The following is a 24207-nucleotide window of genomic DNA, read 5'->3' on the forward strand; positions in this document are numbered from 1 at the left end:
AAGTTTGATTTGCTGCAACGAGTGCAGCGATGCTCTGTGAATTAAACTTCGTAATGAATTACGTGTTCACTCAGCAAAGACTTGATATTTTTTAAAGCCCGTAGGCTTGTGATATCAATCCTGCGAGTGCCCACACAGATTGTCTGATAAATTGTTAAAGAGCGGTGCGACGCGGCGCTCGTCCTGCTGTCGCGAGGTGGCGTATATTACGCTTTCCTCCTTCAGAGTCAAACACTTTTTTCAGCGTTTCTCTCCGGCGGGGTGAATCACTTCACGCCCTGCTGAGCCGTCTGCGTTGCCGCTTTGCCGTCTCAGTGGTGGCGCATTATAGGGCGAACTTATGGAAGCGCAAGTGCAAATTTCAACTTTTTTACTGTTCGCTTAAGATTTGTGCAGAAGGCCTGATTTCAGGCCTTTTTCATGCGCGCCGGCAGGTCTGCGAGACTATCAATCACCCAGTCCGCAGCCGCTTCGCCTTCGGCGGTTACCGGCTTACCACTGCGCACCAGCACTTTAGTTCCCACGCCTGCCGCCTGCGCTGCCAGCATATCTTCCAGCTTATCGCCCACCATATAAGAAGCTGCCATATCGATATTCAGGTGTTTCTGCGCCGAAAGCAGCATGCCCGGTTGCGGCTTGCGGCAATCGCAAGTCTGGCGGTACTCCACGACCGTTGCATCAGGCAGATGCGGACAGAAATAGATGCCGTCGAGATCGACATCGCGATCGGCCAGCGACCAGTCCATCCACTCGGTGAGCTGCATAAACTGATCTTCGGTAAACATGCCGCGCGCGATGCCAGACTGGTTAGTTACCAGCACCAGCGCGTAGCCCATCTTTTTTAACGCCTGCAGCGCTTCAATGGTGCCATCAATAAACTGAAAATTGTCGATCTCATGAACATAGCCGTGATCGACATTCAGGGTGCCATCACGATCGAGAAAAATAGCCGGGACTGGGTTCGCCACGTAGAAACTCCTGCTGCAAATAGTGCCGCGCAGTATCGCATGATTGCGCATACCGTGAGAATGGCAGATTGAATGACTTTGATTGATTTAGCCGTCTGGATGCCTTACCATCCATCCAGATTTCGCCTGCCCCGGCGGCGCGAAGACCGATACACCACGGACAACGCAACACGATAACAATTAAACTAATGATTAAACTCGAAAATATCACCAAAGTGTTCCAGCAGGGTTCACGCACTATTCAGGCGTTGTCAAACGTTAGCCTGCACGTGCCTGCCGGACAAATTTATGGCGTCATCGGTTCATCCGGTGCCGGTAAAAGTACGCTCATCCGCTGCGTCAATCTGCTGGAGCGCCCGACATCCGGTCGCGTGCTGGTTGACGGTCAGGATCTCACCGCGCTCTCTTCCGGGCAGTTAACGCTGGCGCGCCGCCAGATTGGCATGATCTTCCAGCACTTCAACCTGATGAACTCCCGCACCGTGTCGGGCAACGTTGCGCTGCCGCTTGAGCTGGGTAACCTGTCACGCGAAGCGATCAAAAAGCGCGTCAGCGAGCTTCTGGAGCTGGTCGGTCTGGCGGACAAACACGACAGCTGGCCGGCGAATCTGTCCGGCGGTCAGAAACAGCGCGTCGCAATTGCCCGTGCGCTGGCCAGCAATCCGAAGGTGCTGCTGTGTGATGAAGCCACCAGCGCGCTGGACCCGGCCACCACCCGCTCGATTCTGGAGCTGCTGAAAGACATCAACCGTCGGCTCGGCATCACTATTCTGCTGATCACCCACGAGATGGATGTGGTGAAACGCATCTGCGATCAGGTAGCGGTGATCAGCAACGGCGAACTGATTGAAAAAGACAGCGTCAGCGAAGTGTTCTCGCACCCGAAAACGCCCCTGGCCCAGCAGTTTATTCAGTCAACGCTGCATCTGGATATTCCGGATGATTACCAGCAGCGCATGCAGGCGAGCGCAGGCATCGAGAGCGTGCCGCTGCTGCGGCTGGAGTTCACCGGTAAATCGGTGGATGCGCCGCTGCTGTCAGAAGCCGCGCGCCGTTTCAACGTCAATAACAACATTATCAGTGCCCAGATGGATTACGCCGGTGGCGTGAAGTTCGGCATCATGCTGGCCGAAATGGACGGCAGTGAAACAGATACACAAGCCGCTATTGCCTGGCTGAAAGAAAATCATGTGAAAGTAGAGGTGCTGGGTTATGTCTGAAGCGATGCTGTGGTTACTGACGCGTGGCGTCTGGGAAACGCTGATGATGACCTTCGTTTCTGGTTTCTTTGGCTTTGTGCTTGGCCTGCCGGTTGGCGTACTGCTGTACGTCACGCGTCCGGGACAGATTCTGGCCAACACTGCGCTGTATCGCGTGCTGTCAGCCATCGTCAATATTTTCCGTTCTATTCCTTTCATTATCCTGCTGGTGTGGATGATTCCGTTTACCCGCGCCATCGTCGGCACCTCCATTGGTCTGCAGGCGGCCATCGTTCCGCTGACCGTAGGCGCGGCGCCGTTTATCGCCCGTATGGTGGAGAACGCGCTGCTTGAGTTGCCGACCGGACTGATTGAAGCCTCGCGCGCCATGGGTGCCACACCGCTGCAGATCGTGCGTAAAGTGCTGCTGCCGGAAGCGCTGCCAGGGCTGGTGAATGCCGCTACAATTACCCTGATTACGCTGGTGGGCTACTCCGCCATGGGTGGTGCTGTGGGCGCGGGCGGTCTGGGCCAGATTGGCTATCAGTATGGTTACATCGGCTATAACGCTACTGTGATGAATACCGTGCTGATTTTGCTGGTGGTGCTGGTGTATTTAATTCAGTTCTGTGGTGACCGCATCGTGCGTGCGGTGTCACATAAATAAGCAAACAACATCAATAGTCCTCTATTAAGGAAAGGATATGTCTTTCACATTTAAAAAGATTGCCGCTGTGGGTGCTCTGATTGGCGCGATTGCGCTGGCAGGATGCGATCAGAAAGAGAAAGATCCCAACCACATTAAAGTGGGTGTGATTGTCGGGGCTGAACAGCAGGTTGCGGAAACTGCCGTGAAAGTCGCGAAAGAGAAATACGGTCTCGATGTTGAACTGGTTACCTTTAACGATTACGTGCTGCCTAACGAAGCGCTGAGCAAAGGCGATATTGACGTTAATGCCTTCCAGCACAAGCCGTACCTCGATCAGCAGATCAAAGACCGCGGCTACAAACTGGTGCCGGTCGGCAACACCTTCGTTTATCCGATTGCCGGCTACTCGAAAAAAATCAAATCGCTGGATGAGCTGCAGAACGGTGCGCAGATCGCTATCCCGAACGATCCAACCAACCTCGGTCGTTCTCTGCTGCTGCTGCAGAAAGTGGGCCTGATCAAACTGAAAGATGGCGTGGGCCTGCTGCCAACCTCACTGGATATCACTGAGAATCCAAAGAACCTGAAGATTGTTGAGCTGGAAGCGCCACAGCTGCCACGTTCACTCGACGATCAGCAGATTGCGCTGGCGGTGATCAACACCACTTACGCCAGCCAGATTGGCCTGACCCCGGCGAAGGACGGCATCTTCGTAGAAGATAAAGACTCGCCGTACGTGAACCTGATCGTTAGCCGCGAAGACAACAAAGACGCGGAGAACGTGAAGAAGTTTGTTGAGGCATATCAGTCAGACGAAGTGTCTGAAGCCGCCAACAAAATCTTCAACGGCGGCGCAGTGAAAGGCTGGTAATTATCCCTTTCATGCGGTGCAGGGCGGCTTCGGCCGCCCTTTCTATTTCAGCATGTGGCAGCTGACTTGTTATTTCTGGTCGTCCTTGTTTCAATAACGCCACTTTTTATTACATGAGGATGTTGCCATGCGTTTTTTACCGCTCTGCTTGTTGGCATTGATGCTGACCGGGTGCGTGCGTGAATATCACCCAATAAGCAGTGCTCCGTCTCGCCCGCAGCAATCAACCAGCGAACCTCAGCGCAAACCGGCTGCGCGTCCGGCCCCGGTGAAGATCTATACCGATGCGACCGATCTGGTCAGCAATCCGTTCCGCGATCTGGGCGAAGTGTCGGGTGATGATTGCCAGAGCAGCACCCAGGACTCACCGCCGAACCTCAATACCGCGCGTAAACGCCTGCAGATTAAAGCGGCCGGCATGAAAGCCAACGCCGTGCTGCTGCACAAGTGTGAAATTGTCTCCAGCACGCCAGGCTGCTATCGCCAGGCCGTATGCCAGGGCTCCGCGCTAAAAGTCTCCAATCAATGAGTGAATTTGCCTTTGCGCAAATCGGCGTGATCCGTTCGCCGTGGAAAGAGAAATTTGCCGTACCGCGCCAGCCGGGTCTGGTGCAGGACGGCGGAGGCGAACTGCATCTGCTGGCGCCGTACAATCAGCCTGAAGCGGTGCGTGGACTGGAGGCATTCAGCCATCTGTGGGTGCTGTTCGTCTTTCACCAGACCATGGCCGGCGGCTGGCGCCCAACCGTACGCCCGCCGCGCCTCGGCGGTAATGCCCGCATGGGCGTATTTGCCACCCGCTCGACCTTTCGCCCCAATCCTATCGGCATGTCGCTGGTTGAGCTCAAAGGCATCCGCTGCGAGCAGCAACAGGTGATTCTGCAATTAGGCAGCCTCGATTTGGTGGACGGCACCCCTGTGGTGGATATCAAGCCTTACCTGCCCTTCGCCGAAGCGCTGCCTGAGGCGCGCGCGGGTTTCGCTCAGAGCGCGCCCGACGCCAGCATGCCGGTGCGTTTCTCCGCGCAGGCGCAGCAGCAGTTGCAACAGCAGCAACGCCACTACCCGCAGCTGGCGCGCTTTATCACTGAAGTACTGGCGCAGGATCCGCGTCCCGCTTATCGCAAAGGTGAAAGCCCTGGCCGTGAATATGCCGCCTGGCTGCTCGACTTTAATGTGCGCTGGCGCATTGACGCGGCAGGAACCGAGGTGATCGCGCTCGATCCGCGCTAAAACAAGCTTTTGAGTGACGGATCTCGCTGGTACACTAGCCGCCAGCAAATTTTTTGTTCGTATCCTTCCGTACAACTGGAATCGTAAATTAATGCGTACTACTCAATATCTGCTCTCCACCCTGAAGGAGACGCCTTCCGATGCTGAAGTGATCAGCCACCAGCTGATGCTGCGCGCCGGTATGATCCGCAAACTGGCTTCCGGTCTCTATACCTGGCTGCCGACCGGTATTCGCGTGCTGCGAAAAGTTGAAAACATCGTGCGCGAAGAGATGAACAACGCCGGTGCGATTGAGATCTCTATGCCGGTGGTTCAGCCAGCCGATCTGTGGGAAGAGAGCGGTCGCTGGGAGCAGTACGGCCCGGAGCTGCTGCGCATTAAAGACCGCCACGAACGCCCGTTTGTGCTGGGTCCGACCCATGAAGAAGTGGTCACCGACCTGATCCGCAACGAGCTGAGCTCCTATAAGCAGCTGCCGCTCAACGTCTATCAGATCCAGACCAAATTCCGTGATGAAGTACGCCCGCGTTTTGGCGTGATGCGTTCGCGCGAATTCATCATGAAGGATGCGTATTCGTTCCACACCTCGCAGGAGTCGCTGCAGGAAACTTACGATGCGATGTACCGCGCCTACAGCCAGAGCTTCAGCCGCATGGGGCTGGATTTCCGCGCCGTACAGGCCGATACCGGTTCGATTGGCGGCAGCGGCTCGCATGAGTTCCAGGTGCTGGCGCAGAGTGGTGAAGATGATGTGATCTTCTCCAGCGAGTCCGATTACGCGGCCAACATTGAGAAAGCCGAAGCGCTGGCACCTGCCGGTGAGCGCCCGGCGGCAACGCAGGCGCTGACGCAGTTCGCTACGCCAAACGCGAAAACCATCGCCGAGCTGGTCGAACAGCACCAGATCCCGGTAGAAAAAACGGTGAAAACGCTGATCGTGAAAGCCAGCGAAGAGAGCGGTCATTCGCTGGTTGCGCTGCTGTTACGCGGCGACCACGAGCTCAACGAAATCAAAGCCGAGCATCTGGACATTGTGGCCGCGCCACTGGAAATGGGCAGCGAGGAAGAGATTCGCGCCGCCATCGGTGCCGGTTTTGGTTCTCTCGGTCCGGTCGGTCTGACCATCCCGGTGATTGCTGACCGCACCGTGGCAAAAATGAGTGACTTCGCAGCAGGCGCCAACATTGATGGCCAGCATTATGCCGGCATCAACTGGGGTCGCGATCTGCCAGAAGCACGCGTAGAAGATATTCGTAACGTGGTAGAAGGCGATCCGAGCCCGGATGGCAAAGGCGTGCTGATGATTAAGCGCGGCATTGAAGTCGGCCACATCTTCCAGCTCGGCACCAAATATTCGGACGCGATGAAAGCAGCGGTACAGGGTGAAGATGGTCGCAATCAGATCATGACCATGGGCTGCTATGGTATCGGTATCACCCGCGTCGTGGCGGCGGCTATCGAACAGAACCACGACGAGCGCGGGATTATCTGGCCTGCAGCGCTGGCACCGTTCGAAGTGGCGATTCTGCCGATGAACATGCACAAATCCTTCCGCGTGAAAGAGCTGGCGGAACAGCTGTACAACGAGCTGCGCGCCAAAGGCATCGACGTCATTCTTGACGATCGTAAAGAGCGTCCGGGCGTGATGTTCGCCGATATGGAACTGATTGGCGTACCGCACACTATTGTAATTGGCGATCGCAACCTGGATAACCAGGAGATCGAGTACAAAGCCCGCGCCGCCAGCGAGAAGCAGATGATTAAGCAGCACGACATCGTCGACTTCCTCAGCCGCGCACTCAACAAGTAATCCCCTGACGCCTCCTGCCGGAGGCGTTTTTTTTAGCGCAGTTTGCCGCGCAGCGCCTTCACATTGCTGCGTCGTGATTTACCTTCCAGCCGCCGCTCTCTGGACGCCCGCGTCGGGCGCGTCGCGCGGCGCACTTTCTCCACCGTTGTTAGTTCGCGTATCAGGTTGATTAGCCGCTGCAGCGCCGCTTCGCGGTTCATCTCCTGACTGCGATACTCCTGCGCTTTGATAATCACCACGCCATCGGCGCTGATCAAATGGTGGTTCGCCTCCAGCAGCCGCTGTTTATAAAACGGCGGTAGCGACGAGGCGTGAATATCGAAACGCAGATGGATAGCGGTCGACGTCTTATTGACGTGCTGGCCGCCCGCGCCCTGAGCGCGAATGGCACTGAGCTCCACTTCATTGTCCGCAATTGAAACACTACGTGACAGCACAATCATCTGCCACCTGCCGTTATCAGCGCGGTTGTATCGGGAAATAACCTGTTCATCAACTTAACCTTTTGTGCGCCGCCAGGCTGGCTGAGACCAGTGCTGGCTGTCACTTTTTGCCCTTTCTTTGCCACCTTCCCTGCGCCCCCTGGCTGATTTCCAGCGAACCCCTGTGATATAGTCGCATATCAACCAGAGTATTGATGCTCTGCTGAGGAGGTGTATGTGCAAAAGTATTGTGAGTTAGTTCGCCAGAAGTATGCCGGGATTGGCAGCGGCGACCTGGGGTATGTGCCAGACGCGATCGGATGCGCACTGAAAGCACTCAATGATATTGCCGCTAATTCTGCGCTAAACTCTTCTGTCAGGGAACAGGCAGCGTATGCCGCTGCAAACTTATTGGTGAGCGACTATGTTGACGAATGAAGCCTACAAACCCATCAACTGTGATGACTACGACAACCTCGAGCTCGCCTGTACCAAACACTGGACGCTGTCGCTGGAGCTCAAAAACGGCGACCAGCTGAAAGCGAAAGCCGTGGACATGGTCTCACGTAAAAACGTCGAGTATCTTGCGGTCGACCTCTCCGGTGAAACGCGCGAGCTGCGTCTCGACCACATCGCCAGCTTCAGCCATCCTGAGCTGGGCACCGTTATCGTCAGCGAAGACGAATAATCTCTCCCCGGGCGGGAAAGCTGTTCCCGCCCACCTCGCTTAAGGCTGCAGCGAAGCGTAGTACGCCGCTAAATCATCCATATCCTGATCGCTCAACCCGGCCACAAAGGCTTTCATCACCTCTGCCTGACCGCCACTGCGCTCGCCTTTTTTGTAGGCCTGCAGCGAGTGCAGCAGGTAAGGCGCATGCTGCCCGGCCAGATTAGGGTAAAGCGGCACCGCGCTCTTACCTTCCGCGCCATGGCACGCCATACAGCTGGCGGCTTTCTGCGCGCCAGCCTTGACGTCGCCCTGCGCAAACGCCGGCAGCGCAGCAGCCAGTAGCGCCGCGACAATCCACTGTTTCATCATTGCTGTTCCTTTTTAGGGTGTTGACCAGATCGCCTGCCAGCCTTGCGTCTCGCCCGCCGCGCCTGCGCGGGTGACAAACAGCCCCGGCGCGGCAATCAGTGTCTGGTTGTAGTAAATCAACGGAATGCGTTCGCGCTGCCACGGCGGGACGCCCAGCTCCTGCCACAGTTTTTTCATTTCGCGACCACCAGCCCGGCCAACAACATGGTGAGAGCCGTGGGCCTGAAAGCGCACAATAACCTGCTCATCCGCCGCCGGCTGGCGCAGTTCCGCCTGCGCCGGACTGGCGCGCAGTTCACCCAGCCCATCAGGCAAAATTAATGGCTGCGTCAGCGGCTGCCAGGTTAGCGAGTGCTGACTCAGTGAGTGCTGTCGCGGCAGCCAGTAAAGCCGCTCCCGGTAGCGCCGCAGTTCGTGCGCGCCAAAGCGCAGACACGGCTGCGCATCTTCACGGCTGTGCATCACCTCGTCGGTAATGCGCTGCAGCGCGTCGCGCGCGGGCATTGCACCACCGCGTTCGCCAATCCAGCGCCGCAGCAGCGCGTGCCGCCGCGCCTCGCTACAGGCCAGCAGCGGCGGAAAATGCAGTGCGCCCTGGGCATCGGTCAGTTGCGCCAGCTGCTCGCTGAGCAGCTCATCCAGCAGTTGCTCCTGCTCACCGCACAGCGCTGCGCTGCGGGCACTGGCCGCGCTGAAGTGCGGCCAGCGCGCCTGCAGCAGCGGCAGCACCTCCTGGCGCAGGAAATTGCGATCGTAGCGGCGATCAGCGTTGCTCTCATCGTCAATCCAGTCCAGCTGGTGCCCGACAGCGTAAGCTTCCAGCTGCTGACGGCTGAGGTTGAGCAACGGGCGCAGATGCCAGTGGCCGTTAACCTGCCGCTGCTGCGGCATCGCCGCCAGACCAGCCGGACCGCTGCCGCGTTTCAGCGCCAGCAGCAGCGTTTCAGCCTGGTCATCGAGGTGCTGAGCAGTAAGTAAGTACTCACCGGGTTGCAGATGACTAAATAACGCCTGATAGCGCGCCGTGCGGGCTGCGGCTTCGATCCCGCCGGCGCGAGCGTCCACCTGAACGCGCAGCACCTCGCAGGGAATGTGCCACTGCTGACACTGCTGCTGGCAGTGCGCCGCCCAGCGATCGGCGTTGGGGCTTAAACCATGATGCACATGTAATGCGCGCACGCGCAGCTGCGGCTGCTGGCGTTGCCAGCTCACTAACTGATGTAGCAGGACGCTGGAATCGAGCCCGCCGCTGAATGCCAGCACGCAGCGGGCATCGGCTGGCAGCAGCGCAGCAAGATGAGAAAAGGACATGCACGCATTCCGTTGAGGTGAACCGCCGGATTGCGGCTCACTGCGCGCGCTATTTTACGCCTGATACAGCTCCAGCGGCAAACCGTCCGGATCGGGGAAGAAAGTACAGGCTTTACCGGTGAGAGCATCGATGCGGATCGGCTCGCACACCACGCCCTTGTCTGCCAGCGCGGCAACCGACTGTTCGACATCATCCACACAAAACGCCAGATGGCGCAGCCCGCACGCTTCCGGCCCGCTAACGCGCGGCGGCGGCGCAGGAAACGAGAACAGCTCAATGGTATAGACGCCATTAAGGCCAAGATCGCCTTTCCATGAGTCGCGCTCAGCGCGATAGTATTCACCCAGCAGCTCAAAGCCCAGCACGTCGCAGTAAAACGCCTTACTGCGCTGATAATCGGTGGCAATAATGGCGATGTGGTGGATCTGTTTTATCTGCAGCATAGCGGCTCCGAAAGTATTCTGAGCCGCTTAGCCTACGTGCCCGGCGCGACGCTGAAAAGAGGCAATTATCTGAAGTTAGCGCGCAGGCTCGTCGCGCAGCACGCGCACCAGATAGCGACCGTCGTCGGTGAGCGTGGCACCGTGAATATCCGTTTCAAAGCCGGGATAGTGCCGCCCGATGGTGCAGAGCATCAGCAGGAAATCCAGCACCGCCCGGCTCTGTTCGGTAATCATCTCGCCCGGCATCACCAGCGGCACGCCTGGCGGATAAGGCAGGATCATGTTGGCTGAAATCCGCCCGACCAGCTCGCGAATGTCCACGGTTTCCACCTGTCCCTGCACCTGCCGCTGAAACGCCAGGTGCGGCGTCATCTTCATCTCCGGCAGAACGTCAAATGCCCGCAGCATCAGACGCGGCAAATCGTGCTGCAGGATCAGCTGATGAATGCCCTGCGCCAGCGTCTGGATGCGCATATTACGGTAGAAGTCAGGATCTTCAGCATACAGATCCGGCAGCATGTTTTTTACCCGCAGGTTGAGATCGTAGGCGCGTTTGAACTCCGTCAGTCCGCGCAGCACGCTCATCGCTTTGGTTTTATCGATGCCAATGCTGAACAGGAACAGCAAATTGTACGGCCCGGTCTTTTCCACCACGATGCCACGCTGGTCGAGGAATTTCGCCACCAGCGCGGCCGGAATGCCCTCTTCCGCCATCTGGCCCAGTTCGCTCATGCCCGGCGTAAGTATGGTGACTTTGATGGGATCGAGATACATATGATCGCGATCGGCGTGGGTAAAGCCGTGCCACGCCTCGTCACCCGGCTGAATCGGCCAGCATTCGGCTTCATCCACCTGCTCCGGCTGCCAGATATCAAAGAACCAGCCGTCAGACTCTTCGCGCAGCCGCTGGATCTCGCGGCGAAAATGCAGTGCGCGCTCCACCGAGCGATTAATCAGTCGCCGGCCCGGATTACCGCGCAACATCGCCGCCGCGGTCTCAATCGAAGAGACGATCGCGTAGCTCGGCGAGGTGGTGGTGTGCATCATGTAGGCTTCGTTGAAGGTGTCGTGATCGTAATCGCCCTTGATGTGAATCAGCGACGCCTGTGAGAACGCCGCCAGCAGTTTGTGGGTCGACTGGGTTTCATAGATCACTTTGCCGGGAATACGCTCGCCGCTCATGCCACTTTTGCCGCTGTAGATAGGGTGAAAATTGGTGTACGGCACCCAGGCGGAATCGAAATGGATGGACGGCACGTCCAGCGTCTGTTTGATGTATTGCGTGTTATACAGCAGACCATCGTAGGTTGAGTTGGTGATCACCGCATGCACCGGCCAGCTGGCGCGCGGGGTATCGTTAACTTTCTGCTGGATGCTGTCGCGGGTGAATTCGCGCTGAGGGATGCCACCCAGGATGCCCAGCGCGTTGCGCGTCGGTTTGAGCCAGATGGGGATGATGTCGCTCATCATCAGCAGATGGGTCAGCGATTTGTGGCAGTTGCGGTCTATCAGTACCGTGCTGCCGGCCGGTGCGGCGTACATTCCAACGATTTTATTCGAGGTCGACGTGCCGTTGGTGACCATATAGCTCTGTTCAGCGCCAAAGGTGCGCGCCACATACTCTTCTGCTTCGAGGTGCGGACCGGTGTGATCGAGCAGCGAGCCCAGTTCGGTGACCGAGATCGAAACATCCGCTTTCAGCGTGTTGGCGCCGAAGAAATCATAGAACAGGCTGCCGACCGGGCTTTTCTGAAACGCCGTGCCGCCCATGTGGCCCGGCGTGCAGAAGGTGTATTTCCCCTCTTTAACGTAGGTGAACAGCGCTTTGGTCAGCGGCGGCATAATTTTGTCGATGTACTCATCGGTGTACTGCCGGATATGCAGTGCGATATCGTCAGCGGCGTTGAGCGCGTATTCGAAGAAGTGCAGCGCCATGCGCATTTCATTAATGCTGACATCCATCTGCGAATGGGTGTTGATGAAGGCATACAGCGGCAGCGATTCGTTGAGCTGATTGATGTCGCTGCACAGCGCCAGGCTGTAGTCGTCCCAGTCAAATATCACCCCGCAGACGCGCGGGTTGTGTTCAATCAGTTTCAGCAGGTCGCTGGCATTGTTGGGATAAACGGTCTGGAAACCTTGCAGCTTCAGCGCCGCGTCCAGTTCGCGAATCGGTTCATCTTTGTAGAACGCGCCGTGCGGTCCCATGATCGCAATAATATTCAATGCTCACCTCCTGTGGTGTTGTGGCACGGAATAAGGATAGCGAAAAGTGGCGGGTGAATGTTCCGGAATAGCGCCGTTGTTGGCCTGATGTTTGCCAGCGATGCATCTCAGGTCGCCATGAATGGCGCCCCTACAGGATTACTGCCCGGTTTTTCCCAGGGTGCGCATTAATGCGCACCGTCATAAATGACAACCCAGCGGGGCACTCAAGCCTGATCGCGGAAAACAGGCATAAAAAAAGCGGACCGGGGTCCGCTTCTGTGAAGGCTTTTCGGCGCTTACGCGTAGCCGTAGCTCATCAGGCGCTGATAGCGGCGGTTAAGCAGCTCTTCCGTGCTCAGCACATCGAGATCGGCCAGATCGGCCAGCAGCTGCTGCTTGAGCGCTGCCGCCATGTCCACCGGATGACGGTGCGCGCCGCCCAGCGGTTCCGGGATGATCGAATCGATCAGCTTCAGCTCTTTCAGACGCCCGGCGGTGATGCCCATCGCTTCTGCGGCCAGTGGCGCTTTGTCGGCGCTCTTCCACAGAATTGACGCACAGCCTTCCGGTGAGATCACCGAATAGGTGCTGTACTGCAGCATATTCACTTTATCGCCAACGCCAATCGCCAGCGCGCCGCCGGAGCCGCCTTCGCCGATCACGGTACAGATCACCGGGATCTTCAGGCCTGACATCTCGCGCAGGTTGCGGGCAATCGCTTCAGACTGACCGCGCTCTTCCGCGCCCACGCCCGGATAGGCACCCGGCGTGTCGATGAAGGTGATCAGCGGCATCTTAAAGCGCTCGGCCATCTCCATCAGACGCAGTGCTTTACGGTAGCCCTCGGGTGCTGGCATACCGAAGTTACGCCGGATTTTCTCTTTGGTTTCGCGGCCTTTCTGATGGCCAATGACCATCACAGGACGCCCATCCAGACGAGCGATGCCGCCGACAATGGCTTTATCATCGGCATAGGCGCGGTCACCGGCCAGCTCGTCAAAATCGTCAAACGCATTGCGGACATAGTCCAGCGTATAAGGACGCAGTGGATGGCGCGCCAGCTGCGCAACCTGCCATGCACCCAAATCGGAGAAGATTTTACGGGTCAGCTCGACGCTTTTCTCGCGCAGACGCTGCACTTCTTCATCCAGATTAATGTCGTGTTTCTCATCCGAACGACCAATCGATTTCAGCGAGTCGATTTTCGCTTCCAGTTCAGCGATTGGCTGTTCAAAATCCAGGTAATTAAGACTCATAATGTTCCTGTTTTAGTCAAACTCCAGTTCCACCTGCTCCGACCCTACTAACGACCGCAAATCGTTGAGTAAACGATCGCTGGGCGAAATACGCCACGCTGCACCAAAGCGCAGCTTCGCCCGCGCATCTGCTCTCTGATAATAGAGATGCACCGGAATGGTCCCGGAGCGATGAGGCTCCAGAGACTGGCGGAGACGGTTTAAAAGCTGGTCATCAATTTGCCTGTCCGTCAGCGAGATAGCAAGTCCGCGCGCGTATTTTTCCCGCGCTTCGTCGATGTCCATGACTTCCCGGGCGGTCATTTTAAGCCCACCGCTAAAGTCATCAAAGCTGACCTGTCCACTGACGATCAGGATACGGTCCTTCTCCAGCAGCTGCTGGTATTTATCTAACGCATCGGTAAATAACATCACCTCGAGACGGCCAGAGCGGTCGTCAAGAGTACAGATACCAATTCGGTTGCCGCGCTTGGTGACCATGACGCGGGCGGCAATCACCAGCCCGGCCGCAACGGTCACTTTACCACGTTCTGTTGGATGCATGTCTTTCAGGCGCATGCCGCCAACGTAGCGCTCAATTTCTTTCAGATACTGATTGATCGGATGGCCGGTGAGATACAGACCGAGCGTCTCACGCTCGCCATCCAGCTGCACCTGCTCCGGCCACGGCGTAATGGCCGCGTAAGATTGCTCAACCTGCTCGGGCTCTTCGGCCAGCACGCCGAACATATCCGCCTGTCCCGTCGCTTCGGCTTTGGCATGCTGATCCGCCGCTTTCAGGGCGTCACCCAGCGCGCTCATCAGCGCCGCGCGGTGCGGGCCAAGACGATCGAACGCGCCGGACATGATCAGTTTTTCCATCACGCGACGGTTGATCTTTTTGGTGTCGGTGCGGGCGCAGAGATCAAACAGCTCTTTAAAGTAGCCGCCCTGATTACGCGCTTCGAGGATCGCTTCGATCGGCCCCTCACCCACGCCTTTGATGGCGCCGATGCCGTACACGATCTCCCCGTCATCGTTGACGTGGAACGGATAGAGCCCGGAGTTAATGTCTGGCGGCAGCACTTTCAGCCCCATGCGCCAGCACTCATCCACCAGTCCAACCACCTTCTCGGTGTTATCCATATCGGCGGTCATCACCGCCGCCATGAACTCGGCCGGATAGTGTGCTTTCAGCCACAGCGTCTGATAGGAGACCAGCGCATAAGCAGCAGAGTGCGACTTGTTAAAGCCGTAGCCTGCGAACTTCTCCACCAGATCGAAGATTTTCATCGACAGTTCGCCGTTGATGCCCATCTTCTCAGCACCGTCCTGGAACACCGAACGCTGCTTGGCCATCTCCTCTGGTTTCTTTTTACCCATGGCGCGACGCAGCATATCCGCGCCGCCCAGCGTATAGCCGGACAGCACCTGGGCAATCTGCATCACCTGTTCCTGATAGAGGATGATGCCGTAGGTCGGCTCCAGCACCGGCTTCAGGCTCTCATGCTGCCACTGAATATCCGGGTAAGAGATGGCTTCACGGCCGTGCTTACGGTCAATAAAGTTATCGACCATGCCCGACTGCAGCGGCCCCGGACGGAACAGCGCCACCAGTGCGATCATATCTTCGAAGCAGTCCGGCTTCAGGCGCTTGATCAGATCTTTCATGCCGCGCGATTCAAGCTGGAACACCGCGGTGGTTTCCGAGCGTTGCAGCATGTCGAAGCTTTTTTTGTCATCCAGCGGGATGGCGGCGATATCGATCGGCGGTAAACCCTGCTTTTCACGCCGCGGGTTGATCATCTTCAGCGCCCAGTCGATGATGGTCAGCGTGCGCAGGCCGAGGAAGTCAAACTTCACCAGTCCGGCGTATTCCACGTCGTTTTTATCGAACTGGGTGACCGGGAACTGGCCGTTCTCATCGCAGTACAGCGGCGCAAAATCGGTGATTTTGGTCGGCGCAATGACCACGCCACCGGCGTGCTTGCCGGCGTTACGCGTGACCCCTTCCAGCTTGCGCGCCATGTCGATCAGCGCTTTGACCTCTTCGTCAGCTTCGTAGATCTCCGGCAGCTGCGGTTCCGCCTGGAACGCTTTTTCCAGCGTCATGCCGGGATCCGGCGGGATCAGTTTTGAGATGCGATCAACAAAGCCGTACGGATGCCCCAGCACCCGACCAACGTCGCGAATCACCGCTTTCGCCGCCATGGTACCAAAGGTGATAATCTGCGACACCGCATCGCGGCCGTACATCTCAGCCACGTGATCGATCACCTGGTCACGTTTTTCCATGCAGAAGTCGACGTCAAAGTCGGGCATCGAGACACGTTCCGGGTTAAGGAAACGTTCGAACAGCAGGTCAAACTCCAGCGGATCGAGATCGGTAATTTTCAGCGCATAGGCCACCAGCGAACCGGCGCCGGAACCACGCCCCGGCCCGACCGGAATGCCGTTGTCCTTCGACCACTGGATAAACTCCATCACGATCAGGAAGTAGCCGGGGAAGCCCATCTGGTTAATGACGTTGAGCTCGATGTCGAGACGCTCGTCATACTCCGGCCGGCGTTCAGCACGCACCTGCTCATCCGGGAAGAGAAACGCCAGGCGCTCCTCCAGCCCTTCGCGCGACTTCATCACCAGGAAATCTTCGGTCGACATGTCGCCGGTCGGGAACTGCGGCAGGAAATATTCGCCGAGGCGCACCGTGACGTTACAACGCTTAGCAATCTCTACGCTGTTTTCCAGCGCTTCCGGGATGTCCGAGAACAGCTCGCACATCTCCTCTTCGCTGCGCATATATTGCTGAGGACTGTAGTTGCGCGGACGTTTAGGATCGTCCAGCGTGTAGCCGTCGTGAATCGCCACGCGGATTTCATGGGCATCAAAATCTTCTTCATTGAGGAAGCAGACTTCATTGGTGGCCACCACCGGCACCGATTCAGCAATCGCCAGCTCAACCGCGGCGTGCAGATAGGCCTCTTCATCTGGCCGGCCGGTGCGCGTCAGTTCCAGATAGTAGCGGTTGGGGAAATGCTGCTGATAGAAGCTCAGGCACTGCGCCACCAGCGCGTTATTGCCGCGCAGCAGGCTGCGACCGACGTCACCGCGCCGTCCGCCCGACAGCAGAATCAACCCTTCGCCCAGCTCCAGGAGCCAGTCGCGATCGATAATCGGTCCGGCGATACCGTAACCGCGCTGGTAAGCGCGCGAAATCAGCAGCGTCAGATTCTGGTAACCGGTGTTATTAGCGGCCAGCACGGTGAGCTGCGTCAGCTCATCGCCCATTAAATCGCTGGCCACCTGGAAGTCAGCCCCGACGATCGGTTTGATACCGGCGCTGTGCGCGCTGCCATAAAAGCGCACCAGCCCGCACAGGTTGGTGTAGTCGGTGATGGCAATGGCTGGCATGCCGAGCGCGGCCGCCTTTTTTACCAGCGGCCCGGTCTTGGCCAGACCATCGACCATGGAGTAATCGCTGTGTACGCGCAGATGTATAAAACGAGGTTCAGCCATATCAGTTTCCGGTTAAAACAGCGTCAGGCTATTAAAGCGTAGTCGGCTGGCGCGCGGCCAGCACATCAGCATCAATCAGGGCGTTACGCACCGGCGCAAAGCTGCGGCGGTGGTGAGGTGTGGCACCAAACTGCGTCAGTTTTTCCATGTGCAGCGCGGTCGGATAGCCTTTGTGCTGGGCGAAACCGTACTGCGGAAACAGCAGGTCCAGCTCGGCCATTTCACGGTCGCGCGTGACTTTGGCAATAATCGAGGCAGCGCTGATTTCCCGCACCAGGCTATCGCCCTTCACCACCGCCTGCGACGGCATCGGCAGCACCGGACAGCGGTTGCCATCAATCAGGACAAAATCCGGTGCAATATGCAGACCGGCAACCGCGCGCTGCATCGCCAGCATGGTGGCGTGCAGGATGTTCAACTGATCAATCTCTTCCGGTTCAGCGCGGCCCAGGCTCCACGCCAGCGCTTTCTCTTTGATTTCATCAAACAGCGCAAGGCGGCGCTTTTCAGACAGCTTTTTGGAATCTGCCAGGCCGGCAATCGGCCGCGCCGGATCGAGGATCACGGCGGCGGTCACCACGGCACCGACCAGCGGGCCACGTCCGACTTCATCAACGCCGGCAATCAGCCGGGCATCAGGATAGATAAATTCAGCCATTGGCAATCTCCAGTACCGCATCCGCCGCCTGTTCGTCGGCGTTCCAGCGAATCTGCTGATGCAATTGGGTGAAAGTGGCCAGCAGCGCGTCACGCTCCGGACCGGCATGCAGCAGCGGCTCCAGCGCCGCGGCTAACGCTGCAGGCTGGCACTCCTCCTGCAGCAGCTCCTGCACCAGTTCACGGCCGGCCAGCAGGTTAGGCAGCGAAACGTACGGGGTTTTCACCAGCCGCTTCGCCAGCCAGAAGGTGAACGGCTTCATACGATAGCCCACCACCATCGGGCATTTCGCCAGCATGCACTCCAGCGCTGCAGTGCCGGAAGCCAGAATCGCCGCGTCGCTGGCGATCATCGCCTGACGCCCTTTGCCATCCAGCAGGTGCATCGGCAATTCCGGCGCGACGCTGGCTTTAATCTGCTCGAACTGCGCGCGCCGCTTCGCGTTAACCAGCGGCACTACGATCTCCAGCGCCGGATAGCGCTGGCGCAGCAGCTGTGCGGCGCGCAGGAAATCGGCGCTGAGCATCTCCACTTCCGCGCCGCGGCTGCCCGGTAGCAGGCCAAGGCACAGCGCATCGTCAGCGATGCCTAATTCACGCCGCGCGGCCAGTTTGTCCGGCTGCAGCGGCATCGCATCGGCCATGGTGTGCCCGATAAAGCGGCACGGCACGTTGTAGCGATCGTAAAACGCTTTTTCAAAAGGCAGAAACGCCAGCACCAGATCGGTGTTGCGGCCAATTTTGAACACACGCTTTTGTCGCCAGGCCCACACGGAGGGACTGACGTAATGAATGGTGCGAATGCCGGCACGCTTGAGGTTGCCTTCCAGCGTGATGTTGAAATCCGGGGCATCGATGCCGACGAAGACATCCGGCCGCAGTTCGGTAAAGCGCTGGGTTAAATCCTTGCGGATGTGCAGCAAACGGCGCAGGCGGCCAAGCACCTCAACGATGCCCATTACCGCCAGCTCTTCCATCTCGTACCAGGCTTCGCAGCCTTCGGCCTGCATCAGCGGACCGGCAACGCCAACGAAGCGCGCGTCAGGATGGCGCGCTTTCAGCGCACGAATCAATCCGGCACCAAGAATATCGCCGGAGGTTTCTCCGGCGACCAGGGCAATCGTTAAGGGACGCACTGACATGAATTAACGAATCAATCCACGGGTAGAACGGGCAAAGAAGTCGTAGAAAGGCTGCACTTCGCTATGAAGTTTGGCCAGTTCTTCGATCTCCGGCTTCACTTCATCCAGCGTTTTACCGCTGCGGTACAGCAGCTTGTACGCGTTACGAATGGCGTGCAGTGCTTCTTTGCTGAAGCCACGACGCTTCAGGCCTTCGATATTGACACCGAACGGCGTGGCATGGTTGCCCTGCGCAATCACGTACGGCGGCACGTCCTGCGCGACGCCGGAACAACCGCCTACCATCACGTGGGCACCAATGGTGCACCACTGGTGCACCGCCGTCACGCCGCCGATGATGGCAAAATCATCCACGGTAACGTGGCCGCCCAGCGTTACGTTGTTGGCCAGAATACAGCGATTGCCGATCACGCAGTCATGAGCAATGTGCGCATTGACCATCAGCAGGTTGTCGCTGCCGACTTTGGTCAGGCCGCCACCCTGCGTGGTGCCACGGTGAATGGTGACGCTCTCGCGGATGCGGTTGCGATCGCCGACTTCAACGCGGGTCGGTTCACCGGCATATTTCAGATCCTGATTCACTTCGCCAATCGAAACGAACTGGTAGATCTGGTTATCTTTACCGATACGCGTGTGGCCATTCACCACCACGTGCGATTTCAGCACTGTGCCTTCGCCAATTTCCACGTTCGCTCCGACAACACAAAACGGACCGATTTGGACATTGGCGCCGATCACCGCACCTTCTTCAATGATGGACGTTGGATGGATGCTGGCGGTTGAATCAATCACTAATTATGCCTCCCGGCTACGGGCACACATCATGGTCGCTTCACAGACAATCTTACCGTCTACGGTTGCCACGCCTTTGAAGCGCGTCAGGCCACGGCGGGTCTTCTCGAAGGTGACTTCCATGATCATCTGGTCGCCCGGCACTACCGGACGCTTGAAACGGGCTTCGTCGATACCGGCGAAATAGTACAGCTCGCCCGGTTCCAGTTTTCCAACGCTTTTAAACGCCAGAATACCGGTCGCCTGCGCCATCGCTTCCAGGATCAGAACGCCAGGGAAAATCGGTTTACCAGGGAAGTGTCCCTGGAAAAACGGTTCATTAACAGAAACGTTCTTTACCGCACGCAGATATTTATGCTCTTCAAATTCCAGCACGCGGTCAACCAGCAAAAACGGGTAGCGGTGCGGCAGCAGTTCTAAAATCTCTTCAATTTTCAGAGTATGCGTTTCAGTTGTCAAAATACTCTTCCTGTCCTAAAAAATCTGATGGCAACAATAACACGGCCTGCACCGATCAAAATGATCTTTCGCAGGCCGCAAATCAGTTCAGTGGCGTTTCGCTTACCATGATACCTGCTGCCGCACTCTGGTTAACCCCGAGGTGAAAGAAGGTACGCTGCTTTATTATGAAAGCGGGTAGAGCCGGGATGTGCTCAGTCGTCTTTGCCGACCTTGCGTTCGATGGCTTTTAAGCGTTTGCTCATGTCATCGATGTTCATCACCAGCGCTGCCGTTTTACGCCAGGTTTTGTTGGGTTGCAGCGGGATACCCGATGAGTATACCCCAGGCTCTGTGATGGGACGCATGACCATGCCCATGCCGGTTACCGTCACTTTGTCACAGATTTCCATATGGCCGTTAATGACGCTGGCTCCGCCAATCATACAGTAACGCCCAATCTTCAGACTACCCGCCATGATCACACCACCGGCAACCGCGGTGTTATCACCAATCACGACGTTATGCGCAATCTGACACTGGTTGTCTATGATAACACCATTGCCGATCAGAGTGTTATCCAGCGCACCGCGATCGATCGTGGTACAGGCACCAATTTCTACCCGATCGCCAATCACCACGGTGCCCAGCTGAGGAATTTTCACCCAGTTGCCGCGGTCGTTAGCATAACCGAAACCATCGGCACCAATCACGGTGCCAGACTGAATCAGACAATCCTGACCCATCTGAATCTCATGATAAACCGTAACGTTGGCCCACAGACGGGAACCACGGCCAATGCGCGTGCGCTTGCCGACAAAGCAGCCGGCGCCAATCACCACGTCATCACCCAGCTCAACGCCGGACTCGATGACCGCGTTAGCGCCCACCGAGACATTGTTCCCCAGCTTCGCGCTCGGATCGATCACGGCGCTGGGCGCGATATTTTGCGCGGGCTGCGGCGTGGTGTCCAGCAGTTGTGCCATGCGGGCATAAGTCAGATAAGGGTTTTTCACCACCAGCGCGGCGGTTTTACACCACTCCAGATCCGCTTCCGTCAGCACCACGGCTGAGGCCTGAACCTGTGCGAGCTGCTCGCGGTAGCGGCTGTTGGCAAGAAAAGTGATTTGACCAGGGGTGGCGGATTGCATAGAAGCAATGCCGGAGATGGCGATATCGCCATCTCCGTGCAATTCTGCATCCAACTGCTGGGCTAAATCAGCCAGTCGAATTGATGACATCGATTATTTAACCTGTTTCAGCACGTCAGCAGTAATGTCTTTCGCGTTAGAAGCATAGGCAACGGCATTGGCGTCGATTACCACGTCATACCCTTCGCTGTCCGCCACTTTCTTCACTGCGTCCTGAATACGGCTCAGCAGTTTGTTACGCTCTTCCATCTGACGACGGCGGTTATCCTGATCGAAAGCCTGCGCTTTCGTCGAGAACGCTTCGCGCTGTGACATGATGTCTTTTTCCATGCGGCTGCGGTCGCTGGCCTTCATGGTTGAACCATCACGCTGCAGTTTCTGCATTTTAGTCTGCAGATCGCGCTCCTGGCTCTGCAGCTCAGTGGCACGGCCCTTGAATTCGTTTTCCAGCTGTTTAGCAACGGTCGCACGTTGCGGTAACTGTTGGAAAATGCTGGACACGTTTACCACTGCAATTTTGTCAGCAGCCTGAACGCCCGCGGAAACCGCTAAAGCAAGACCCAGACCTGCGGCACACAACAACTTTTTCACTATAAACTCCTTACCATCAACGTTTGTGTCAGCGACACAGTGTTGGCATCGTCCGGCTCCCGTCTGGCGCCGGCGCGATGCCGTACTACGACTCTGCTTCCGTGCTCAGAACCTTACCAGGTTTTACCGATGTTAAACTGGAACTGTTCTGCTTTGTCTCCCTCGACTTTTTTCACTGGCTGTGCGTAGGAGAACACCAGTGGTCCAAGTGGCGACATCCACTGCAGCGCAAGACCGGCAGAGACGCGAATGTTGTTCGGGTCGCTGTAGTCCGGAATGCCCGCCGCGCGGGTTTCCGCGGTGTTCTGCCACTTGGTATCCCAGACGGTACCGGCATCCATAAATACCGAGGTACGTACTGAGTTTGCATATTTTTCGCTCAGGAACGGCGTTGGCGTAATCAGCTCAAGGCTGGCGATCGCCATGGCGTTACCGCCCACCGCATCGTCAGACTTACAGATGCCGTCCGGATCGGTCAGATTACAGCTCGACGAGCGATCGTTCAGGTAAGCGGCTTTCGGACCAATGGTGTTGGACTGGAAGCCACGCACGGTGCTGGAACCGCCGGCGTAGAAGTTCTCATAGAACGGCATCTCTTTGCCACCGAGTCCGTCACCGTAGCCAACACGGCCACGACCCAGCACCACCCAGGTGCCATCACGGTTCAGCGGCACGTACTGCTGGGTGTCCAGCGTCGCTTTGTAGAACGAGTTATCAGAGCCCGGAATGGTCACTTTACCGTTCAGGTTGGTACGGTTACCGCGCGTCGGGAAGAAACCACGATCGAGCGTGTTGTACGTCCAGCCATAGTTGAAGGTGAAGTCATCCGCAGAGAAATCACCGTCATCATTCAGCCCCTGATGACGCCCCACCGAGTCAAGGTAACGCCACATCGCCACCTGCGGACGCATGTTGGACAGGTCGTTGTGCACATAACCTAAGCCAACGCGCAGCGTGTTGTTTTCGTTAACCGGGAAGCCCAGCGTACCGTCCACACCGTAACTTTTGTTGGTGTAGTCGGAGAGATCAGCATCATCCGCTTTAAAGTCGTTGTAGAAGAGGCGGCCGCCGAGGCTCACACCGTCCACCGTGAAGTACGGATCGGTGAGTGAGAATTCTGCGTAGGTCTGGTAGTCGTTCTTGGTACCGCTGATGCCGACGGTATTACCGGTGCCGAGCCAGTTCTCCTGGGTCACGCCGACCTGGAAGCTGACGCCACTCTCCGTACCGTAACCAACACCAAAGTTGAAGGTACCGGTGTTACGCTCTTTGACTTTGTAAACCACGTCAACCTGGTCTGGCGAGCCCGGAACGCGCTGGGTATCAACGTCCACGGTTTCGAAGTAACCGGTACGGTTCAGGCGCTCTTTGCCCTGATCGACGAGGTCGCTGCCCAGCCATGCGCCTTCCATCTGACGCATTTCGCGGCGCAGTACGGCATCTTTCGAGGTGTCGTTACCTTCAAAACGCACTTTACGCACGTAGTAACGGTTACCGGCATCAACGTTGATGTGCAGCTTAACGGTTTTATCCGCATCGTTGATTTCCGGCTGCGTCACCACGCGTGGATAGGCGTAGCCATAACGGCCCAGCAGCTTCTTAATGTCATCTTCCATCTGGGTGACTTTGGTGCCGTTATACAGCTCACCGTTAGGAATCTGCGTCAGGTGCTCAATTTCCGCCGAGTGGCCCGCCATACTGCCGTTGACGATCACGCCGGCAATCTTGTACTGATCGCCTTCGGTGATGTTGACGGTGATGTAGATGCCTTTCTTGTCCGGCGTCAGGCTCACCTGCGTGGAATCAATATTGAAACGCGCATAACCGCGATCCAGATAGAAGCTGCGCAGGGTTTCGAGATCGCCCGCCAGTTTCTGCTTCTGGTATTTACGGTCGCCCACCACGTTCCACCACGGCACTTCATCGCGCAGCTGGAAGCGGGAGATCAGTTCGTCTGAGCTGAACGCTTTGTTGCCGACAATGTTGATCTGCTGGATCTTGGCCGAGACGCCTTCCTGGAAGACGAATTTCAGATCGACACGGTTACGCGGCAGCGGCGTCGCGATGGCTTTGACGCTGGCGGTATATTTACCGACGCTGTAGTAAAAGTCCTCCAGCCCCTTCTCGATGGAAGAGAGCGTGGTGCGGTCAAGCGCTTCGCCGACGCGCACACCGGAGGCCTCAAGATTCTCCTTCAGCTGATCCTCTTTCACCGCTTTGTTACCGGAGAAGGTGATGCTGGCAATGGTCGGACGTTCCTTCACCTGAACAATCAGGGTGGTGCCGTCACGCAGAACCTGGACATCTTCAAAGTTACCGGTAGCGAACAGTGAGCGAATGGTGTTTCTGATGTCATCATCATTCACCGTATCACCGACGCGTACCGGCATGCTGAGCAGAGCCGCGCCGACGGCGACTCGCTGTAGACCTTCGAAATGAATGTCCTTCACTACGAAATCGTCTGCACCGTAAACGGTGGCGCTGCTAAACAGCAGCGACGCTATGAGCAACTTTTTCATCGCCATCGTTGT

23 protein-coding genes are annotated in these 24207 nt (G+C 57.2%); 8 read left to right on the top strand and 15 right to left on the bottom strand.

Annotated features, from left to right (window positions below; genetic code table 11):
- Positions 1 to 407: 407 nt before the first annotated feature.
- Positions 408 to 968, bottom strand: coding sequence for a D-glycero-beta-D-manno-heptose 1,7-bisphosphate 7-phosphatase (gmhB, locus tag CBW22_RS10630; protein WP_058759541.1), 561 nt, complete (start codon positions 966 to 968; stop codon positions 408 to 410).
- Positions 969 to 1156: 188 nt separating this feature from the next.
- Between gmhB and metN the strand changes: the two genes are divergently transcribed.
- The 6 genes from metN (at position 1157) to proS (ending at position 6730) form a co-directional block, all read left to right on the top strand.
- Complete coding sequence (gene metN, locus CBW22_RS10635) at positions 1157 to 2188, top strand: methionine ABC transporter ATP-binding protein MetN (RefSeq protein WP_088516617.1); 1032 nt, start codon at positions 1157 to 1159, stop codon at positions 2186 to 2188.
- A complete protein-coding gene (locus CBW22_RS10640) occupies positions 2181 to 2834 on the top strand; it encodes a methionine ABC transporter permease MetI (protein WP_021507464.1) in 654 nt (217 codons plus the stop codon). The genes metN and CBW22_RS10640 overlap by 8 nt, the downstream gene beginning before the upstream one ends.
- A 37-nt stretch (positions 2835 to 2871) precedes the next feature.
- On the top strand, positions 2872 to 3687 hold the full coding sequence (locus tag CBW22_RS10645; RefSeq protein WP_021507465.1) for a MetQ/NlpA family lipoprotein: 816 nt from the start codon (positions 2872 to 2874) through the stop codon (positions 3685 to 3687).
- Between the two features lie 127 nt (positions 3688 to 3814).
- On the top strand, positions 3815 to 4216 hold the full coding sequence (gene rcsF, locus CBW22_RS10650) for an Rcs stress response system protein RcsF (protein ID WP_021507466.1): 402 nt from the start codon (positions 3815 to 3817) through the stop codon (positions 4214 to 4216).
- Positions 4213 to 4920, top strand: a complete 708-nt coding sequence (gene tsaA / locus CBW22_RS10655; RefSeq protein ID WP_058774790.1) for a tRNA (N6-threonylcarbamoyladenosine(37)-N6)-methyltransferase TrmO — start codon at positions 4213 to 4215, stop codon at positions 4918 to 4920. The genes rcsF and tsaA overlap by 4 nt, the downstream gene beginning before the upstream one ends.
- A gap of 91 nt (positions 4921 to 5011) precedes the next feature.
- On the top strand, positions 5012 to 6730 hold the full coding sequence (proS, locus tag CBW22_RS10660) for a proline--tRNA ligase (RefSeq protein WP_058759538.1): 1719 nt from the start codon (positions 5012 to 5014) through the stop codon (positions 6728 to 6730).
- Between the two features lie 32 nt (positions 6731 to 6762).
- Here proS and arfB read toward each other — a convergent pair whose 3' ends face one another.
- Positions 6763 to 7173 carry an alternative ribosome rescue aminoacyl-tRNA hydrolase ArfB gene (arfB, locus tag CBW22_RS10665; RefSeq protein WP_021507469.1) on the bottom strand — a complete coding sequence of 137 codons (411 nt, stop codon included), beginning with the start codon at positions 7171 to 7173 and terminating at the stop codon, positions 6763 to 6765.
- 216 nt (positions 7174 to 7389) lie between these two features.
- Here arfB and CBW22_RS10670 point away from each other — a divergent pair, with 216 nt between their 5' ends.
- Positions 7390 to 7590, top strand: a complete 201-nt coding sequence (locus CBW22_RS10670; protein WP_021507470.1) for a YaeP family protein — start codon at positions 7390 to 7392, stop codon at positions 7588 to 7590.
- Entirely contained in the window at positions 7577 to 7840 is a 264-nt protein-coding gene (rof, locus tag CBW22_RS10675; RefSeq protein ID WP_021507471.1) for a Rho-binding antiterminator, read from the top strand. Before CBW22_RS10670 ends, rof begins: the two co-directional genes overlap by 14 nt.
- Positions 7841 to 7879: 39 nt before the next feature.
- Here rof and CBW22_RS10680 read toward each other — a convergent pair whose 3' ends face one another.
- The 13 genes from CBW22_RS10680 to bamA form a co-directional block, all read right to left on the bottom strand.
- Positions 7880 to 8188: a c-type cytochrome gene (locus CBW22_RS10680; protein WP_031279691.1), complete on the bottom strand. Its 309-nt coding sequence runs from the start codon at positions 8186 to 8188 to the stop codon at positions 7880 to 7882.
- Between the two features lie 15 nt (positions 8189 to 8203).
- The gene (gene tilS / locus CBW22_RS10685) at positions 8204 to 9502 is read right to left on the bottom strand and encodes a tRNA lysidine(34) synthetase TilS (protein ID WP_088516618.1); all 1299 of its coding nucleotides are present in this window, start codon (positions 9500 to 9502) and stop codon (positions 8204 to 8206) included.
- Positions 9503 to 9556: 54 nt separating this feature from the next.
- The gene (locus CBW22_RS10690; protein WP_088516619.1) at positions 9557 to 9946 is read right to left on the bottom strand and encodes a VOC family protein; all 390 of its coding nucleotides are present in this window, start codon (positions 9944 to 9946) and stop codon (positions 9557 to 9559) included.
- A 75-nt stretch (positions 9947 to 10021) separates the two neighbouring features.
- Positions 10022 to 12172, bottom strand: a complete 2151-nt coding sequence (locus CBW22_RS10695) for a lysine decarboxylase LdcC (protein ID WP_088516620.1) — start codon at positions 12170 to 12172, stop codon at positions 10022 to 10024.
- A gap of 278 nt (positions 12173 to 12450) precedes the next feature.
- Positions 12451 to 13410 carry an acetyl-CoA carboxylase carboxyl transferase subunit alpha gene (gene accA, locus CBW22_RS10700; RefSeq protein WP_021507476.1) on the bottom strand — a complete coding sequence of 320 codons (960 nt, stop codon included), beginning with the start codon at positions 13408 to 13410 and terminating at the stop codon, positions 12451 to 12453.
- A 12-nt stretch (positions 13411 to 13422) separates the two neighbouring features.
- Complete coding sequence (gene dnaE, locus CBW22_RS10705; RefSeq protein WP_058759534.1) at positions 13423 to 16905, bottom strand: DNA polymerase III subunit alpha; 3483 nt, start codon at positions 16903 to 16905, stop codon at positions 13423 to 13425.
- 31 nt (positions 16906 to 16936) lie between these two features.
- Positions 16937 to 17563, bottom strand: coding sequence for a ribonuclease HII (gene rnhB / locus CBW22_RS10710; protein WP_088516621.1), 627 nt, complete (start codon positions 17561 to 17563; stop codon positions 16937 to 16939).
- Positions 17556 to 18704 carry a lipid-A-disaccharide synthase gene (gene lpxB, locus CBW22_RS10715; RefSeq protein WP_058759532.1) on the bottom strand — a complete coding sequence of 383 codons (1149 nt, stop codon included), beginning with the start codon at positions 18702 to 18704 and terminating at the stop codon, positions 17556 to 17558. Before lpxB ends, rnhB begins: the two co-directional genes overlap by 8 nt.
- Positions 18705 to 18707: 3 nt before the next feature.
- A complete protein-coding gene (gene lpxA, locus CBW22_RS10720) occupies positions 18708 to 19496 on the bottom strand; it encodes an acyl-ACP--UDP-N-acetylglucosamine O-acyltransferase (RefSeq protein ID WP_021507480.1) in 789 nt (262 codons plus the stop codon).
- Positions 19497 to 19499: 3 nt separating this feature from the next.
- On the bottom strand, positions 19500 to 19955 hold the full coding sequence (fabZ, locus tag CBW22_RS10725) for a 3-hydroxyacyl-ACP dehydratase FabZ (protein ID WP_013507953.1): 456 nt from the start codon (positions 19953 to 19955) through the stop codon (positions 19500 to 19502).
- A gap of 194 nt (positions 19956 to 20149) precedes the next feature.
- Positions 20150 to 21175, bottom strand: a complete 1026-nt coding sequence (gene lpxD / locus CBW22_RS10730) for a UDP-3-O-(3-hydroxymyristoyl)glucosamine N-acyltransferase (protein ID WP_058780471.1) — start codon at positions 21173 to 21175, stop codon at positions 20150 to 20152.
- Between the two features lie 3 nt (positions 21176 to 21178).
- On the bottom strand, positions 21179 to 21676 hold the full coding sequence (gene skp, locus CBW22_RS10735) for a molecular chaperone Skp (RefSeq protein WP_021507482.1): 498 nt from the start codon (positions 21674 to 21676) through the stop codon (positions 21179 to 21181).
- 113 nt (positions 21677 to 21789) lie between these two features.
- Positions 21790 to 24201 (bottom strand): outer membrane protein assembly factor BamA, encoded by a 2412-nt coding sequence (gene bamA / locus CBW22_RS10740; RefSeq protein WP_021507483.1) that lies wholly within the window; start codon positions 24199 to 24201, stop codon positions 21790 to 21792.
- Positions 24202 to 24207 lie beyond the last annotated feature (6 nt).

It is taken from the genome of Pantoea sp. VS1, assembly GCF_002207995.1.
Classification (GTDB): Bacteria; Pseudomonadota; Gammaproteobacteria; order Enterobacterales; family Enterobacteriaceae; genus Pantoea; species Pantoea dispersa.